This is a genomic window from Pseudoalteromonas sp. T1lg65, assembly GCF_051930985.1.
Classification (GTDB): domain Bacteria; phylum Pseudomonadota; class Gammaproteobacteria; order Enterobacterales; family Alteromonadaceae; genus Pseudoalteromonas.
In genome coordinates, this window is record NZ_CP196837.1 from 3,519,616 (window position 1) to 3,538,893 (window position 19,278).

Annotated in this window: 10 protein-coding genes; 3 read left to right on the plus strand and 7 right to left on the minus strand. The window is 44.3% G+C overall.

What is annotated here, in order from left to right; translation table 11 throughout:
- Both ACSLBF_RS15605 and ggt read right to left on the minus strand, forming a co-directional pair.
- Complete coding sequence (locus ACSLBF_RS15605; protein ID WP_440054277.1) at nt 1-9,900, minus strand: amino acid adenylation domain-containing protein; 9,900 nt, start codon at nt 9,898-9,900, stop codon at nt 1-3.
- A 1,088-nt stretch (nt 9,901-10,988) separates the two neighbouring features.
- A complete protein-coding gene (gene ggt / locus ACSLBF_RS15610) occupies nt 10,989-12,683 on the minus strand; it encodes a gamma-glutamyltransferase (protein ID WP_440054278.1) in 1,695 nt (564 codons plus the stop codon).
- Between the two features lie 262 nt (nt 12,684-12,945).
- Here ggt and ACSLBF_RS15615 point away from each other — a divergent pair, with 262 nt between their 5' ends.
- Both ACSLBF_RS15615 and ACSLBF_RS15620 read left to right on the plus strand, forming a co-directional pair.
- Entirely contained in the window at nt 12,946-13,380 is a 435-nt protein-coding gene (locus tag ACSLBF_RS15615) for a transcriptional repressor (RefSeq protein WP_440054279.1), read from the plus strand.
- A 71-nt stretch (nt 13,381-13,451) separates the two neighbouring features.
- A complete protein-coding gene (locus ACSLBF_RS15620; RefSeq protein WP_440054280.1) occupies nt 13,452-13,928 on the plus strand; it encodes a chemotaxis protein CheX in 477 nt (158 codons plus the stop codon).
- Nucleotides 13,929-14,021: 93 nt separating this feature from the next.
- Here ACSLBF_RS15620 and ACSLBF_RS15625 read toward each other — a convergent pair whose 3' ends face one another.
- The gene (locus ACSLBF_RS15625; protein ID WP_440054281.1) at nt 14,022-14,480 is read right to left on the minus strand and encodes a hypothetical protein; all 459 of its coding nucleotides are present in this window, start codon (nt 14,478-14,480) and stop codon (nt 14,022-14,024) included.
- A gap of 194 nt (nt 14,481-14,674) precedes the next feature.
- Here ACSLBF_RS15625 and ACSLBF_RS15630 point away from each other — a divergent pair, with 194 nt between their 5' ends.
- Nucleotides 14,675-15,100 (plus strand): MarR family winged helix-turn-helix transcriptional regulator, encoded by a 426-nt coding sequence (locus ACSLBF_RS15630; RefSeq protein WP_440054282.1) that lies wholly within the window; start codon nt 14,675-14,677, stop codon nt 15,098-15,100.
- Nucleotides 15,101-15,186: 86 nt separating this feature from the next.
- Here the strand turns inward: ACSLBF_RS15630 and ACSLBF_RS15635 are convergent, their stop codons facing one another.
- The 4 genes from ACSLBF_RS15635 to ACSLBF_RS15650 form a co-directional block, all read right to left on the minus strand.
- Entirely contained in the window at nt 15,187-15,621 is a 435-nt protein-coding gene (locus tag ACSLBF_RS15635; RefSeq protein WP_440054283.1) for a secondary thiamine-phosphate synthase enzyme YjbQ, read from the minus strand.
- 52 nt (nt 15,622-15,673) lie between these two features.
- Nucleotides 15,674-16,762: an alanine racemase gene (gene alr / locus ACSLBF_RS15640; protein WP_440054284.1), complete on the minus strand. Its 1,089-nt coding sequence runs from the start codon at nt 16,760-16,762 to the stop codon at nt 15,674-15,676.
- 16 nt (nt 16,763-16,778) lie between these two features.
- On the minus strand, nt 16,779-18,158 hold the full coding sequence (dnaB, locus tag ACSLBF_RS15645) for a replicative DNA helicase (protein ID WP_440054285.1): 1,380 nt from the start codon (nt 18,156-18,158) through the stop codon (nt 16,779-16,781).
- Nucleotides 18,159-18,333: 175 nt separating this feature from the next.
- A complete protein-coding gene (locus ACSLBF_RS15650) occupies nt 18,334-19,272 on the minus strand; it encodes a DUF4097 family beta strand repeat-containing protein (protein WP_440054286.1) in 939 nt (312 codons plus the stop codon).
- Between the last annotated feature and the right edge of the window lie 6 nt (nt 19,273-19,278).

Here is a 19,278-nt window from a genome sequence, read left to right on the forward strand (position 1 = left end):
CTACAGATCCATCTCCGTCATTGACTCGTCTCCCAAGGCATCACTAATGTCTCGGCCACTAGAAATTTGACTGATTTTGGTCAGTTCAACCTCGCGCTGCTGTCCGGATGCTGCGCGCGCTTGTAACAACGAATCGATACGATCAGCCAGGCTGGCGATTGTGGGATAGTCAAAAATATCCGCAACCGTGAGCTTCACCGCAAAGCTTTTGTTTAACCTCGATACCAGCTGCATCGCCAATACCGAATTGCCACCTACATCAAAAAAGCTTTGCTCTGCCCTCATTACATTAATCGGTAACAACTCCAGCATAAGTACTGAGATTTGCAGCTCTGTTTGGGTTTGTGCCTGACGCCCCCTCTCATTGCTGCTCTGCGTTACTTGAGGTTCTGGTAACGCGTTAACATCCAGTTTCCCATTGGCTGTGGTTGGCCACGCTGGCAACCAACATAAGTATTCTGGCAGCATGTAACTGGGTAATTTAGTTTGCAGTACTTGGCGGATCGCAGCGAGAGTAAATTGCTGTGACAATTTGCCATCATCGACACAGTAAGCGCACAGTGCAAGGCCTTGATCAGCAACCGGCTTAACTAGGGTACGAACCGTATCTACCTTTAACACCTGCTGCAAATGGACATTGATGTCTTGCAGTTCAATACGGTGCCCATGCAACTTCACCTGTTGATCAAACCGCCCTATCACTTCAAAGTGACCATTAGGGAGCCGCCTTGCTTTGTCTCCGGTTTTGTACACACGCTGACGATGCTGTTGGTCAAAGCGATGCGTAATAAATCGCTGCTGGGTCAACTCCGGTTTATTCAAATATCCTTTCGCTAGTCCCTGCCCTGCAATCCACAACTCCCCCCAAACACCATCTGGCAACGGTAAATCAAAATCTTTACTGTTTTCAGGCATCACATACAGTGCTGTTTTAGCAATCGCTTGACCAATACTGATGTTCTGTGGCGCTGTAATTTTTGCGATTGAAGACCAAATAGTCGTTTCGGTTGGTCCATACATGTTCCAAAGGGCGTCTGCGTGCTTGAGCAACGCTCCCGCTAGAGCTGGTTCCAATGGCTCGCCACCACATAGAACCGTTACTCCTTCAACACACTGAGGGTCGGTTGCCATCAGTAATCGCCATAAGGTCGGAGTTGCCTGCATTATGGTGACTTTTTGTGATTTTATAAGCTCGACCATCGCTGAGGTATCACTGCAAGCAGCTTCACTGGCGAGTACCACTTTGGCTCCAGCAAGCAGTGGAGCAAAGAGCTCTAATAATGCGATATCAAAGGCAATTGTGGTGACACACAGCAAGGTGTCAACTGAGCGAATCCCTGGAGATTGCTGCATTGCCGTGAGTAAGTTCACCAGCGCTCCTTGGCTTATTTCCACGCCTTTAGGAGTTCCTGTAGACCCAGAAGTGTAAATCACATAGGCAAGTTGCTGAGACTTCACTGTGAGTGCTAAATCGGTGTCACTTTGTTCACGAATCGCTTGCGCTTGGTCATCAATATCAACATAAACAAATTGATGACTTTGCATGAGCGGTGCGTCGACACTTTGTTCATCCACCAGCACTAAGGCGACATCGGCGTCCGTCAAAATGTACTCTAAACGCTCGCTCGGGAACGTCAGGTCGAGGGGTAAAAACGCAGCACCACATTTGTGTATCGCCAGTAAAGCAACCAGCAGTTCTATTCGTCTAGGCAAGGCGATAGCGACCAAACTGCCTTCGCCGATTTGATGGTTGCGTTGCAAATAACGTGCAAGGCGGTTAGCTCGGTAATTTAGCTCTTGATAACTCAACTGCTGCTCGTCAAAAATCACCGCGGGTGCTTCGGCATATGTATTTAGCTGGTCTTGAAACAGTTCAATAAAACTGTTGTCGACGCCTTTCGACTCTGCTTCTGCAAATGGGTCATAAAGCGCGTTGCGCAGGTGCGTTTGGCTAACCAATGCACAGGCTTTGGAATCTATTCGTGTCGTCGCATCCAACTGCTCGAATAAGCCCAACAATGCTTGTAGATAATTGTCAGCCAATTCTCTATCAAACTTATCGCAATTAAATTCTAATTCAATTTTCCACTGCGATTGCAAAGCAACGACATTACAGCTTAATTCAAACTGACCGTATTGAGTGGGACTATTTACTGGTTCCAGAGAAAGGCCATTCAATTGAGGTAATTCGTTGACCTTATCTAAATTGAACAAGCAGGTTGGCATGACCAATTCGCTATGGGTGAGCTCAGCAAACGGATAGTGCTGATGTTCAAAGCCATCTAATAACTGAGATTGCACCATTTTAAGTAAACCTGAAAGGTCTTCAATTTGGCTAAAGTCCACCAAAATAGGTAAAATATTGGTGCAATAACCTAACAACTCTCGGTCTAAAATTTCTGGATCAAAATCAGTTGCCAATATCTGCCGATCTGACACTGGGCAACCAACTGATACCACCGACTGCTGTGACAACTTGTGAAGCCAAAGCAAATAGATGCTCAGCATGGTGGCATAATTGCCAACTCCAACAGCTTTGCTTAACGCACTGATCTTGTTGATTTGTGGCAAGGATAAGGTCGCCACCAACTGTTCAACATGCAATGAGGTGTTATGCTGCTCTGCAACTTTACTTGGCAATGTCAACGCGGTGTTGGCTGCCAGTCGCCGTTGCCAGTATTCGACGTCCTCAGCAAATTGAGCACTTTGCTGGTAGCGCTGCAATCCCGCCAGATAATCTTGAAATTGCACCTTTGCTTGCACACCTGCACCAACAGGCTGGTTATAAGCGTTGGCTACCGCAGCCAGTAGCTGCTGCAACGACATGCCATCAAATAGCACATGATGCGCCACAATTGAAAAATAGTGCCCTTGGTTATCATCACTTAACAGCGCAAAACGACATAGACTATCGTGGTTAAAATCAAACTGCTGATAACGCAATGCAATGAGTTGCTCGACCACACCAAGCTCATCTTGAGCGGCGGCATTTATCGTAAAACACACTTGTCCTGAAGCTGGACGTAAGCACAACTGCTCAATATCAACGCCAGTCGTGATCAGTGGCTGATACTGTGCAACTTGCTGCACTGCTTGCTGCAACCTATCGACATCCAGTTCACCCACTAACTTCACCGCAACTTGTAATTGATAGGCAAACGCTCCTTCGTCATTGCGTAACGCCAAAGCTAATAATTGTTGCTGGCTGGTGCTCAGCGCCACGGGTGAAAGTTTGATTTCGCCAAAATATCCCGCTGCTTGCAAACTCAAAGCGCTGTCTTTCACGGCCTGGATCACTGCTTCGACGTCAGCGTCGGTATGCGCCGCCGATAAGAAGCAATTACGACCTTCCCAAATAAACACACCACGGTTCAGCATCTCGTAGAAAAACACGTCTAGATTTTGTGAAAACGTGAAGCGAAATAGTGACGCAAATGCCTCAATACGAATGGGGATAGCTTGTGTGCTAAAGAACTGATTTAACGTGTCTTTTAAGTATGTAGTTTTGTCGCTGATGGCTTGTTGTAGCTCTGGTCCTTGGCGCTTTATTTCACTCAGCACCGCTTTGGCACTTGCCATCACTAAAGGATGTTTACAAAAAGTTCCAGCAAAAAAGGTGGTATCAACCTGAGGATATGAATCATCACCGTATTGCCATTGTCCGCCATCGAGTGCATCCATAAACTGGGCACTACCTGCTACGACTCCTATCGGTAACCCGCCACCGACGATTTTACCATAAGTTGCCAGGTCGGCTTGAATGCCCAGCATCCCTTGCACTCCACCCGGATGCGCCCTAAAGCCCGTGATCATTTCATCAAAGATCAGCGCAATACCTAATGACTCTGTCAATGCGCGTAATTCACGTAAAAAGGCCCATGGCTGTAATTCTGGATGACGGCTTTGTACCGGCTCAACAATTACAGCCGCAATATCTGCTCCATGCTGACGAATGGTTTCTAATGAGTCAGAATCCCCATAGGTAAGTACCAAGTTATCACTGACAGCACCTTGGCGCACCCCTGAACACATCGGCTCAACACCTTCGTCCAGCGGCGACAATGATGCTAACGTTCCGTCGTAATGGCCATGATAGGCCCCGGTAAACTGTACGATTTTATCCCGCTTAGTCACCGTTCTAGCCAACCGAATTGCAGTCATTACTGCCTCGGTGCCAGAGTTACAAAAGCTCGCTCGCTGCAATCCCGTCAACTCGCAGACCAGCTCAGCCACTTCACATGCTAAAGGACTAGCCAGACCGAGCTGCAGCCCAGCATCTAATTGCTGCTGTAATGCCTGATGCACAAATTCGGGCTTGTGACCAAACAGGTTTACCCCAAAATCCATGGTGATGTCGATGTACTCATTACCATCAATATCCCATACGCTGGCGCCTTCACATCGTTTAGAAAACACCGGATATAGTAGTTCTTTAGTAGATAACCGAAAACCAGCTGAAGCTCGACAATCCGCCAGATGCGCTCGATGCTCAGCAACTAGTTGCTTAGATTTTGCAGTCTTGTGGCAATACTGTTCACTTAACTCACTCAAATAACGGCTATTTTGCACCTGAGAAGCTTGGGTTTGCTTTACTTGAAATCCCGGTAACAGACTAGATGCAGTATTCACAGGCGAGGCTAATTGAGCCACTTTTGCAACCGGTGTTGACCGAGCAACGGGTAACTGTAGTCCCTTATCCAACTGATTAAATAGCTGTAATTGCTGTGCAGTTACCGCTTGTACACTCTGTTGAGCGTGACTTGAACTGACCTGTAATGCAGCATCAAGCTGCGCTTGGCAGATTGCCAACAGTGTTGAGTGCAATGGAGTGCCATCTGCGCCAAGCTGATTCTCTTCAGGCTGTTTGGGAGGTTTCAATTCGCTAATTGATGCATCAACGCTTTGATAGTTGCTATGTACTTGAATATATTCAACAAGCTTATCTACCGTCTTGAGCTCTTCGTAAAATTGTCGAACACTAAACTCTAACCCAAACTCTTTCTCGTAAATCCGCACAGCTTGCATAATCATGAGTGAATCAACGCCCATTTCAAGTAATGGGAGATCGGTTTCGATTGCCGATACTGGTGTTGATAATAATCGAGCCAGCGTGTTTAAAACGTATTGTCTGATAGCATCATCGCGATCTACAGCTACACTAGATTGTCGCGCAATAGTCTCTACCTCGGCCGTTGCTCCCGTGATCCAATGCGGATGTTTGTCAAATGGATAAGCTGGTAACGGGACTTTAATAAACGACGGCTCACCATAAAGCATTTTCCAATCAGGAGTCACTCCGTATTCAAACAAGCAACCACACGCTTCAGCAAAGCGTTGTAGATCATCCCCCTGATGATTCAATACATGCGTAAATCGATCTTCTGTGCGCGTATTATTGGCTTGAATTAAAGCACTAAGAACAGGTTTAGGCCCCAGTTCAAGAGCACAAAAACTGTCGCTTGTCGTTTGTAAAGTATTGATCACCCAGCCAAATCTGACTGGCTCAATGATTTGCTGCACCCAGTAATCTGCCGTAGCCAACTCCACATCAGCCAACTTACCGGTTCTTGAAGAGATAAATGCAATGCGCGGCGGATGAAACTCAATTTGCTGTGCCACTTTACTAAACGCATCGAGCATTGGCGTCATTTGCGGCGAATGAAATGCGCATGCTGTATGTAACGTACGATGCTCTATCTGCTTTGCAGTTAATTGCGTGCTCAAGTCTGATAACGCTTGTGGCTCACCAGAAAATATGACTCCCGCTTCACCATGAAACCCTGAGATAACAACTTTATCTCTATATGGATTTATCCATTGTTGCGCTTCTGTCTCCGATAAACGTGCGGACATCATGGCTCCTTGAGTGGCCAACTCAGCCATGAGTAAACCTCGAGCAGCAAGTAACTTTAAGGCATCACTGAGTGAGAACACATCTGCAATACAGGCCGCGGCATATTCACCCACACTGTGACTGACTAAAATTTCTGGCTCAATGCCTAAACTCAACCATAATTTGGCTTGAGCATACTCAATGGCAAACAAACAAACTTGCGTCCACTGAGTTTGTTGCAGCATACTCTGACTACGATCTTGATACAGTACCGCGACGAGCGAAGCGTTTAAGTGCTCATACAATAAACTATCACATTCATCAATCGCTGCACGAAACACAGGCTGTGACTCATAGAGTGCACGTCCCATAGAGAAATACTGAGCACCTTGCCCGGTAAACAACATGACAACTTTGCCATTTTTTCTTGCGCTTTGAGGAAGCTGCAACTCACTGGATTGCAGCGCATCCAACAAAGCAGCGCGACTGCTGCCGGCAAAACTAGTTCGCAAACCTTTCATTGCTGGTTGTAACGCGGTTTGACAAACCAATGCGTCAAACTGAATCGGTGATGCCTCGGTTAATTGTTGATGGTATTGCCTAGCTAGCGTTTTCAGTGCCGATTCTGATTTCGCGCTAAGCGGCAACACATAGATACCAACTTGCTGATGAATATCAATTTGCTCGCTCCGACGGGTTGGCGCTTGAGTGCAGATCACATGGGCATTAGTACCACCAAATCCAAACGAGCTTATTGCTGCGACTTTTGCAGCGCCATTTTGTGGCAGCCAAGGAGTTTCTTCTTTGACGACAGATACGGGTAATTTATGCCACGGAATATGGCTATTTAACGACTCGCTGTAGCGCTGTGCTGGTATCCTCTGGTGATGCAAACATAAGCACGCTTTGATCAGTCCAGCTATTCCAGCACCTGACTCCAGATGACCAATGTTGGCTTTCGCCGCGCCCAACAGCAAAGGCTGCTCAGCTACCCGCCCTTCGCCATACACTTTAGCCAATGCCGACACTTCAATGGGATCGCCCAATTCTGTACCGGTACCGTGAGTTTCGACATACTGCACAGCATGAGCTGGTAGCGCCGCATTATCTAAAGCTGCACGAATTACTTTTTGCTGCGCGCCGCCATTGGGGGCAGTAATGCCGTTGCTACGACCGTCTTGATTGGTCGCACTGCCCTTTAGCACACCATAAATATGATCGTTATCTTGAATAGCCTGTGACAGTGGCTTAAGTAACACCACACCAACACCTTCACTGCGAACATAACCATCGGCAGCATTGGAAAACGTTTTACAATGTCCATCAGCAGCTAACATCTGGGCTTTTTCGCAAGCTGCACTGACATCGTCGGTCAAAATCAGGTTAACGCCAGCCACCAAAGCTTGCGATATTTCTCCACTGTTTAGTGCAAGTCTGGCTTGATGCAATGCCACTAAAGATGACGAGCACGCAGTGTCAACTGCAACACTGGGACCGGTGAAATTGAAGGTGTAAGAAATTCGGTTCGCAGCAACACTCAACGCAGTACCTGTACCTAAATAGGCGTTGCTTGGTTCGGTTTGCTGGGATAACAAAAAGTAGTCATTTTGCGAAATACCGACATACACACCGATGTCACTTCCAGCCAATGCATCCGGCATGTATCCCGCGTTTTGTATTGCATGAAAGCTGGTTTGTAATAACAACCGATGCTGTGGATCGAGGTGTTTCGCTTCACTTGGGCTAATGGCAAAGACTGCCTCATCAAACATTTCGATATCATCTAAGTATCCGCCCAACCGATTCGGATCTAACGGTCCTAAGTTCAACCTTGTAGATGATGGGCTGGCAATGCCATCGCCTTTACTCAACAGTAACTGCCAGTATTGCTCGAGATTACTGGCCTGAGGATAACGGCACGCCATACCAATAATGGCAATACCTTGCTTTTCATCATCCTTTAATGATACTGCCGGGTTAGCTGCTAGCTCGTCACTCGAGGATGATGGTGCAGCCTTGCCAAGTAACATTTGTACCGATTCAAACTGACTCAAATGCTGTGCAAGTTGCGAGATAGAAGGATGTTCATATAGCACGGTCGGTTCAAGGTCGAGTTCATGTAACTCCATTAATTCCCCGGCGATACGAACAGCCTTCATGGAATCCACACCAAGCGATAAAAACGAGGCATCTACATCTAGAGAATCCGCTGGTTTATCAATTTCTTGCGCTATGGTTTGTTGCAACAATTCGATAAGTTTGGAATGCTGATGCTTGGAAAGAGATCCTAACTTCGATTCTGCCATTGTGACGGGAATAGAACGTGCGAGCACATCAAATTTGTTTTCAAGGTACCAGCGTTTATTCTCTTGGCGCTGGATTTTACCACTGGATGTTTTGAGTATTCGTCCAGGTTTAATTAACAGAATCTCGTGGGGAACAATGCCATATTGTCCGACTATCGCTTGTGTGACTTGGCTAAACACCTCGTCGGCATTTAATTTTCTGACGCTGGTTCGCTTGACCTGCTGTACCAACACCAAACGCTCTTCTCCATTGATAGTCACCGCAAATGCTGCACCACCATTGTTATCCATAGCATCATGGGCTTCGTAAGCCGTCAGTTCGATATCCTGAGGATAGTAATTTTTGCCACGGAAAATCATCACATCTTTACAGCGTCCAGTCACATACACGTGCTGGTTATGTAAAAAGCCTAGATCACCTGTTCTTAAATAAGGCCCATCATTTTCATCAGCAATAAATGCCTGAAAGGTTTGCGCTGTCGCCTCTTCACGGGCCCAATAACCTTTTGCAACACTAGCGCCTTTTACCCAAATCTCACCAACCTGATCATCATCACAGCGCTGAAGGTTGTCAGGATTAACAACTGCAATGGTATGACCATGCCAAGTTTTTCCCGATGAAACCGCATAGTAAGGCTGCTCAGCGTCGGCTAAATCGAGTGCAAAAAAAGAATCACTATCGAAATCGTCAACGGGTATCGCCAATCCTTTTTGCATTGCAATTGGGTCAAGTCTAAGCACACTGGTGGTATCAGATAATGCTCCACCTGTCGCAAATAAAGTGGTTTCCGCCATACCATAACAAGGCGAAATGCTTTTGCGGTTCAACCCACACGCTTTGAATTTTTGATAGAAGCGCTCCAAAGTACTGGCACGTACAGGCTCTGCACCATTCAATGCCGATCGCCAGTGGGATAAATCGAGCGTTGCAAGCTCTTCATCTTTAATCGTGTCAACACAAAGATCATAAGCAAAATTGGGAGCACTGGAAGTCGTGGCTTTGGTGTCACTAAGCAGTTTCAACCAACGGTATGGCTTTTGTAGAAAATAGGTTGGATTCATCAATGCGGCTTGGCCGCCAAGATACACAGGATGTAAGATGCCGAAAATCAGTCCCATATCATGAAAATGAGGTAACCAACTTACAATTTGGCTGCCTTCGGCGTGACCGAATGCCACTTTCATCATTTCTTCGTTATCCATGATATTGGCATGGCTAACCATCACACCTTTGGGATTGCCCGTAGAGCCTGATGTGTATTGCAAAAATGCTAAAGATTCAGGTTCGATGTGGATGTCATCCCAAGCCAAGCTTTCATGACCTTGATCTGCAATGACATCTGTTTCAAAAATAGCAACGTTTTGAAGCGTTTCTTCAGCTTCAAACAGTGGCCTAGCAATTTCATTGATTTTTGCTGTTGTTAACGCACCTTTGGCACCCGCATCTTGAATGATGGCACGCAGACGGTCAGTATTTTGATTCTTTTTAGGCGGATAAATAGGCACCGCAATGATGCCCGCATAAAGGCAGGCAAAAAATGCTTCGACGAACTCAAAACCAGAGTTATAAAGCAGCAGTGCACGGTCGCCTTGCTGAAACGACTCGCTCAGTTTGTGCGCAATGATCCTTGCATGCCTGTCAAGTTGAGCAAATGTTAGTGTTTTACTAGGAAGCTTTTCATCGAAAAAATATTGATATACGGTGCTATCACCGCGTGTTTGAGCGTGCGAAATCAAAATGGAGACTAAGTCTGTTTTCATGCCATACCCATCAAAAAATTTGGGAAGTTACATAGCCAAAACACAGAATAAGCCGCGAGATAAACATCCAAAACCCCATGCTGTTCATGGTTTGAAAACTGTCCGAGCATAAGATCAGCAATTAACAAATTAGGCATGTTTTCGCTCGCTTTAAGCTGAGTTTCTGCGTTTTTGACCAATGCGATTGACGGTAATCATCAATTACTTATTTACAACAAACACAACAAACCAACCGCATATCTCAAAGAAAAGAAAATGTCAGTATGGGTCGTTGTGATGAATAAAAAATTAAAGGCTGACTAAATGCTGAAACTACAAGCTGAACTAATCAACTACACCTTTTTGTTTTTTAAAACCTATCCTTGTGTCGATGGTGGGTATTTGCGGGCAATCATAAAACACTTTAACTTTATGAAAGTTAAGCTTTTAACAACTAATTTCCAGTAACTACCAGCAACCAAGCAAGATAGTGCAAAAAATAACGCTAAGACAAATACTATCATTAGCGCGGTAAGGCACGACTGCTGAACTACTAATAACGATACCTAAGGCGTTCACTCTTTTTTCACAAACGCTTTGAAGAAATGCTAGCACAAAAAAACGATAAATAAACCAGAAAGTTAACAACTGATACAAAACAAAGCCCATTTAACACAATATTCATAAATAATATTGAAGTTAGTACAACTACAAGGAACATAGGTGACTTAGTATACTTTTGGGCACAAAGAATAGACGTGGTTAAAACAACCGCAAAGGTAAACCTATTGCAGGTTCAGTGAGCGTGATAAGCAAAGAAGAAGAAAAACCCAGCACAAAAAACCAACACATTGAAAATAATAACATTATATCTGTGCTAGATAAAAAATCAGGAAAGATTCGTACTGATACATTCACGGTTCTACTAGTGACATAAGCTTGGTTAAAATAATGCGAATAAAATAAATCTCAACAACCATTTATTGCAAATAAGGGGATTAATATTTTTTATTACATGGCATTACAACTGGCTGTAATTAATACGGTGTGGCATACATAAGCCTGCTCACATTGCAGGCTCACACTAAAATGATAAAAAACAGACGCTACTAATAACCGGCGGCATGACCGTCTTTTCGCGTTTCTGATGCACCAAAGTACACACCCGTTTTTAAATCTTTTAAGATTGCTTGATATCCACCATATGGCCCGACCGCATCTCTAAGTACATGTCCTTTTTTTATTAACTCACGACGCGTTTCCATTGGGAAGCCGCTTTCTAGGCTGACATAGCCGCCATCGAGCATTTTCTCCCCCGTAGGCTGACTCGATCCAGTATGTAAAATCCTTGGTGCATCTCCAGCTTCTTGTAGATTCATTCCAAAATCAATCATATTTATCAAGATTTGAGCATGCATTTGTGGTTGGGTCGCGCCGCCCATCACCCCAAAACTCATCCAAGGCTTGCCATCTTTGGTGACAAATGCCGGAATAATCGTATGAAATGGCCGTTTACCTGGAGCATAAGCATTGTAATGCCCCTTTTCTAAGGAGAATAACTCTCCTCTGTTTTGTAACACAAAGCCCAATTTTTCAGGCGTCATCCCAGACCCCATGCCGCGATAATTACTCTGTATCAACGAGACCATATTGCCGTACTGATCTGCAGTGGTGAGATAAATGGTATCTCCTTCAACTGGACCTGCTTGATCAAGCTTTGCCGCTTTATTTGTATCAATCAGTTTGCGCCTTTGGGCGGCATATTGCTTTGAAACTAACTTCTCTACCGGAATGTCTGCAAAATCAGGATCTGCGTAGTATTTAGCCCGATCAGCAAAAGCCAATTTCTTGGCTTCGATAAATGTATGGATATATTCTGGACTGCCAAACCCCATCGCTGTGAGATCGTAGCCCTCTAATATGTTTAGGATCTGTTGCGCAGCAATGCCTTGACCATTGGGTGGCAGCTCCCACAACGTATATCCTCTATAATCCACTCCGACCGGCTCAACCCACTCACTGCGATGATTAGCAAGGTCTTCATAGCTTAGGTACCCACCATTTTTCTTCATGTAACGGTCAATTTCTTTTGCGATTTCACCTTTGTAAAATGCGTCACGACCTTGAGCTGCGATTAATTTATATGTTTTTGCTAATGCCGGGTTTTTAAATATTTCTCCTTTTTTTGGCATCGCACCGCTAGGCATAAATACTTCCTTGAAGCCCTCGTATTGAGCTCGCGCCTCGACAGAACGTTGTAGGTAATACGCGATCAGTTCACTAACTGGAAAGCCTTGTTCTGCATACTCAATACTCGGCTTTAATAGTGTCGGCATGGGTAACTTGCCAAATTTTTGATGTAGTTCGAACCAACCATCAACGGCTCCCGGAACTGATACCGGTAACGGACCATAGCTGTCGATGCGATTGCCTTTACTTACGAGGGTGTCAAAGCTGAGACTTTGTGGTGAGCGACCCGAAGCGTTTAAGCCATATAATTGCTTGCTGCTTGCATCCCAAACGATAGCAAACAGATCACCTCCAATACCACATCCCGTAGGCTCAACCAGACCTAACATCGCATTGGCAGCAATTGCAGCATCTACTGCTGTACCGCCTTGTTTCAATATATCCAAAGCGACCTGAGTTGCCAGTGGCTGAGAGGTTGCAGCCATACCATTACTGGCAATAACTTCTGAGCGACTCGCAAAGTTATGTCCTGTAATTCTATCGTATGCAATGCTAGGTAGGCTGATGACAATGCTCGCTGCATAAATGACTTGTCTCAGAGTTTTTTTGTTCACGTGGGTTCCCCGATTTATCATATTCTTAACATCACTATATTCGGGTTAGTTATTAAGCAGCAATGACTTTGCGCTCAACAACACAAATACATCGTTTAGACCAAACTATCGACTTTTGCCTTTATTCATAAGACTTCAGTTAACATCACTTGGCTTGCACTAAGTAACTGCCTCACCATCTTGAAAGCAGTTAAATTCCAGCAAACCCAAGACTTATAAAAATAATATGTTAGTATTGCAGTGCAATGTAGGGACCATAACAATGAATGTAGAATTACTTGTCAGCAAAGCGAAGCAAGTGTGCGACAACAAAGGCGCACGCTTTACACCGATAAGAGAAAAAGTTTTTCGCCTGTTAGCATCAAAGCATACCGGTGTTGGCGCTTATGACCTATTAGAAGAGCTTAAATTAACCGAATCCGCTGCAAAACCTGCAACCGTTTACAGAGCATTAGACTTTCTCGCTGAGTTAGGGTTTATCCATAAAATCGAAAGTACTAACGCATTTATGTTGTGTCATCATTTCGACCATATCCACCCTGTTCAGCTGCTTATCTGTGATAGTTGCGGTAATGTTCAAGAACTACATTCCAATACGCTGTCACACGAACTGAATAACTTGGCAGCAGAGCTAGGTTTTTCAGTCTCAGAGCAAACGATTGAAGCACATGGACGATGCGAAAAATGTAAAGAGTGAGTGCAGCAAAACAAAAAGCCACTACACTTATAAGTCAGTAATAATCAAAGTAGGAATAAGGGATACCCAATATGAATGTAGAGTTCATCAACCCTTTTTTATCATCGTTAATCAATGTATTAGCGACAATGGCGCAAACTGAGCTGACACCGGGAAAACCCAAGGTGAAGCAAGGTGAAGTAGCGCAAGGGGACGTCTCTGGACTTATCGGCATGGTGGGACCACAAACCAAGGGATCATTTTCCATTACTTTCGAAAAAGACCTTGCGCTTGCGATTATGGAACGTATGTTGGGTGAAAGACCTGATGGTATTAATGAAGATGTAACTGACATGGTGGGTGAAATCACCAACATGGTTACTGGTGGCGCTAAAAATCTCCTCGGTGAAAAGGGCTATGAGTTTGATATGGCCACACCAATTGTTGTTTCTGGCCCAGGGCATACCATCACTCACCTGTGTGATGGTCCCAAGATTATCATGCCATTTACCTCACCCGATGGTAACGCGAATATCGAAGTTAGTTTCGATAAGCTAAAGGCTAGCTAGCTTTTGTCCCTGTTAGAGTTGTTTATTCTGTAAGCGAGATTTCTCGCTTACTTCCTTATCAGAGTTCCACAGGTTAATTCTCATATAGCTAAGCTAAATATGCTTAACTAGTTGTCTTTGTCTGCTTACTCGAAACCCATCTCTCATATTAAGTAGGATAAGTACGACATTGATAGTCCCAAAGATAACTTCAACACTTTGGATAACTATAAAACTCCAGCCAAAGTTACCAGCTTGAGCAAGGTAATTCAGATAGATAGCACTCGGGAGCAAAATAAAAATTCCGTTTACGCCAATTAATGGCATACGCTTAGCCTTTGCACTGACGTACTGGTTATCACTCCCTTTCGCCATGGTTACTCCAGAGCCTACTGTCAGTAACATACATGGCAGAAAAAGCAGTAACCCTGGATATACAATCCAACTTTTCACTTCAGCAATTAAAGGTTCATTACCGATAATCTCCGCATAAACAGTTCCGCTGATGAAACATAGGATAGTGATAAGAGCAACTGTCGCCGCGCCTTTATGTATCATTTTCTTTGTATTCAAGCTTACTTACTCCTTTAACTATGTTAATTGCCGAAGAACTCCTGTTTAAAAATCAACCATAAAATATCACAAACAGTTGCAATTGCAAATGTTGCATTAGCGATATTTTCAATTGCTATTTTTGTGCTAGTCTTGTCACAGTGATAGCTCAATGCTTCGAGTTATGTTTTTACAGTGATTAAGAGAATACAAAATTGGATAAGTTTTCTAAAAATGATAGCCTCGGATGGCACATCGCGGTGCTTAGCAATACCATGTCATCGATGCTAGATGAACAGCTGAGGGCATTTGATCTCAAATTAGCTTACTGGCCTACTTTATTACTCTTATGGGAGCAGGAAGGGCAAACTCAGACAGAGCTGACCAATGCGTGTCAGACTAATCACTACACCACGACTCGGATATTAGATAAGTTAGAGTCAAGCCAACTCGTTGAACGCAGGACAGATCCGGATAATCGAAGGATCTTTAGAATATTTCTAACCGAAAAAGGCCGCAAGCTTGAGAAGCCATTGACTGAGATAGCTAACCAAGTGAATCAACACATTCTCAGCAAAATAGAACAATGCGACCGTGACCAGTTCATTGGGATATTAAAGACATTGAATAATGTGTACTAGTGTGATTACCAAGGGATACTGACGGTATAAGTACCAAGCGATTTTGACGTAATCACACTAATTCAAATAATATATGAGTTAGCCCTTTAGCCGTAAGCTTTTCCGTTAAGGGTGACCACTATACGTCGTGCGCCACCATGATTTCTGTGCTCTCCCAAGTAAATCCCTTGCCATATCCCCATCGCTAATTCACCATTTTTGATTGGAATACTGACACTGCAACCAAGTAGACTGCTTTTGATATGCGCAGGCAGGTCATCACTGCCCTCATAAGTATGACGATAATATGGCTCGCCTTCTGCAACCGAGCGAGAAAAGTAGCTTTCAAAATCTTGTCTTACGGTGGGATCGGCGTTCTCATTGATCGTTAGTGATGCAGAGGTGTGTTGTAAAAATAGGTTACTGATCCCGATGCTTATGTCTTTTATTTCAGGTAGGTGGATCAATATTTCATCGGTGATTAGGTGAAATCCCCTAGACTTCGCTTGCAACGTGATCTCTTTTTGCATCCACAACGACATAAATTTATTCCTAATTCCATTATTATCTTTTAGCTATTGTTACAGCGACTGATCAACGCGCTGCGGTTATATATTCATAACTGACCCTAGGCGTCACGTTACAAAGAAGCTCGTAAGGAATCGTGCTGGCACACTGCGCAACTTCTTCTACAGGCAAGTTTGGACCCCACATTTCGACTTCATCACCCACTTTAATTCCATCGGGATTGTCACCTATGTTCACCGTGATCATATCCATAGACACACTGCCAACAATACCGTACCGCTTACCTAAAATTACCACAGGCGTGCCATTTTGTGCGTGCCTTGGGTAGCCGTCACCATAGCCTAAACCTATCACCGCGAGCATAGTATCTTTATCGCTACTCCAGCGTCCCCCATAACCTACTGCATCATTGAGCTTGACCTTGCGTACAGCTATCACCCTTGTAGTTAAGCGCATTGCAGGAACTAAACCATGATCGCGACCAATTTGATTTAACATAGGTGATACCCCGTAAAGCATTAGACCAGGGCGGATCCAGTCAAAATGCGTAGTAGGCCAACCAACAACTGCTGCTGAATTTGCCAAGCAAAGTGGCGCTTGCTTGCCATCAACTAGCTGCTTAAACAAACTAGTTTGTTGCTGTGTTTTATCATTCTGTTGGTCATCGGCACATGAGAAGTGAGTCATTAAACGTAGATTTTCGGCAACATTTTTACTGCCTTTTAATCGCTGATAAAACGCCTCAAATTGCTCAGGTTCAATGCCCAAGCGATGCATGCCCGTATCGACTTTTAGCCATACGGTAAGTGGCGCATCTAAATCAGCTTGTTCAATTGCTTCAAGTTGAGTCTCATCATGCACCACAGTTTGTAAGTTATTGGCGATCAAAATAGGTAAGTCTGAGGGATGAAAAATCCCTTCCAATAGCACGATGGGCTTAGTTATCCCGCCCATTCTTAGGGCTAACGCTTCATCCAATCTGGCCACTGCAAACGCATCTGCATCACCTAAATGTTGAGCTATTTTAACCAAGCCATGGCCGTATGCATTGGCTTTGAGAACCGCCATAACTTTGCTGTGTGGGGCAATTTCTTTGGTGCGTTGCAAATTATGTTGCAACGCCGATAAGTCTATTTCTGCGCAAGCTAATCGCATGCTACTACTCCAAGCATTAATACTCATCGTCTATTGCCGGACCGGCATAGTTGTCGAATCGAGAGTATTGTCCTTGGAATGTTAACCTAACCTTACCAATTGGGCCGTTACGCTGTTTACCGATGATGATTTCAGCCGTGCCTTTGTCTGTGCTATCGTCGTTATATACTTCGTCACGATAAATAAACATGATCAAATCGGCATCCTGCTCGATAGATCCTGACTCACGTAAGTCGGAGTTTACAGGTCGTTTATCTGCACGTTGCTCTAGCGTTCGGTTTAACTGCGACAGCGCGATGACTGGACACTGTAGCTCTTTAGCCAATGCTTTAAGAGAGCGCGATATTTCGGCGATTTCTAACGTCCGGTTATCCGATAAACTTGGTACCCGCATAAGCTGCAAGTAGTCGACCATAATCATGCTGATCCCGCCATGGTCTCGAGCAATTCGACGAGCACGCGAACGTACATCGGTTGGTGTTAAACCCGATGCATCATCGATATACATTTTACCTTTGTCCATGAGTAGTCCCATGGTAGATGATAGCCTCGCCCAATCATCATCATCCAACTGGCCCGTCCTAACCTTAGTTTGGTTGATACGACCGAGGGACGCTAACATCCTCATCATGATTTGCTCTGATGGCATCTCTAAAGAGTAAATTAATACAGGCTTATCCTGCGTCATTGCTGCATGTTCTGCCAAGTTCATGGCAAAAGTGGTTTTACCCATAGATGGACGAGCGGCAACAATAATAAGATCAGATGGCTGCAATCCCGCAGTCATTTTATCTAAGTCTGAATAGCCGGTACTGACACCAGTAACTCCATCTTGCGGTGATTGGTATAGCTCTTCAATCTTATCGACCGTTTTTTCCAAAATGGAGTGAATGCTTTGTGGACCTTCTGTACTTTTAGTACGTTGCTCTGCAATTTTGAAGACTTTACTTTCTGCTAAATCCAACAAGGCATGACTATCACGCCCTTCTGGGTTAAATCCTGCTTCAGCTATTTCATGCGCCACACCTATCATTTCACGTATTACCGCACGCTCGCGTACAATACTTGCGTACGCATCAATATTCGCAGCACTTGGGGTATTCTTTGCAATTTCCGCCAGGTAAGCAAAGCCACCAACAGACTCTAGCTGATTATTTTTCTCGAGATTTTCAGAGATGGTTATCAAGTCGATCGGTTGTCCGGTTTCAACCAACCTTTCCATTGCTTCGAAAATTAACTTGTGAGTTCGAGTATAAAAATCTTTTGAAACAACCAGTTCTGCAACGCGATCAAATGCCTCGTTATCGAGCATCAAACCACCCAGAACGGACTGCTCAGCTTCAATGGAATGAGGAGGTACTTTTAAAGTGTCAACTTGCAGGTCTGATTTAGCCATATTTCAACATAGAGAGTAGAGAAGACCTGCTATTGTATCTGGTATCAACCAGAGTGCAAATATCAAAGCTGAAGTAAGTCAGGTGTTAGGCCCAATCTCTTCCAGCTTTGAGTAAAGAAGTACAGAAACACAAAAAGCCGCCATTGTGGCAGCTTTTTGTAGCATACTGAGTTAGTTATCTTTTCTTCAGTGCAATGTCACCACTCACCGTATCGATTTCTACATCTGCATTACCTGAGCCTAATACAAACTCTAACTCTTTCGCCGGACCATATTTTGCTTTTTTCACTTTATCTGAAGATAAACGATTGCTAATGCTACCACCTGAATGCGCATTGACTTCAAATCTAGCAGATACATCTGTTGGGAAATAAAGTGCAAGATCTCCGCTGACACTTTCCATGTTGATGCTAGCATTGTCTTGAAGCTTGTTCATTTTCACGGTGATTTCGCCATTGACCGTAGAAACGCGCAGATCTTTTAACTCGTTTAAGGTCAACTCGACTTCACCGTTAACATTTTCTAGGCGAACTTCTGTCGCGTCTGATTGCGTTTTAATTTCACCATTAACGGCATTAAAACGTAATTTTCCCTGTGAGCCAATATCATTAATATCACCATTTACCGTTTCAAATTGAAGCTGTCCTGATAACTCTCGACTATCAATATCACCATTCACCGTCTCTAGCGATACTTTGCCACTGAGTTCGCTGACTTTAATATTGCCATTGACCGTTTTAACACGAGCTCCAGAGTCTAACTGTGACACCTCTACGTCAACAATAACTCCTTCGAAGTCCAATTCACTGCTGCGCGGCATAAAAATAGTTAGATTAGAGCCATCTCCTCCGCCCCAACTTTTATAGCGACTCGGCATTTTTACAACGAATTGAGTGACCTTACCTGAGGTTTCTAATTCATAGCCTTCAGCCTTATCATCTAACTCGCCAGACACCTTAAAAACGTTCTTGTCCCAAGATTTAATGATGACTTCACCACGCTGATTTTCGATAACAATACGACCGTTAGCTGGTACTTCACGTTCTTGGTCAATTGACTCTCCAGCCACAACCATGAATGGCAACGCGACTAAACTTGCAATTAATTTTTTCATCCTTAC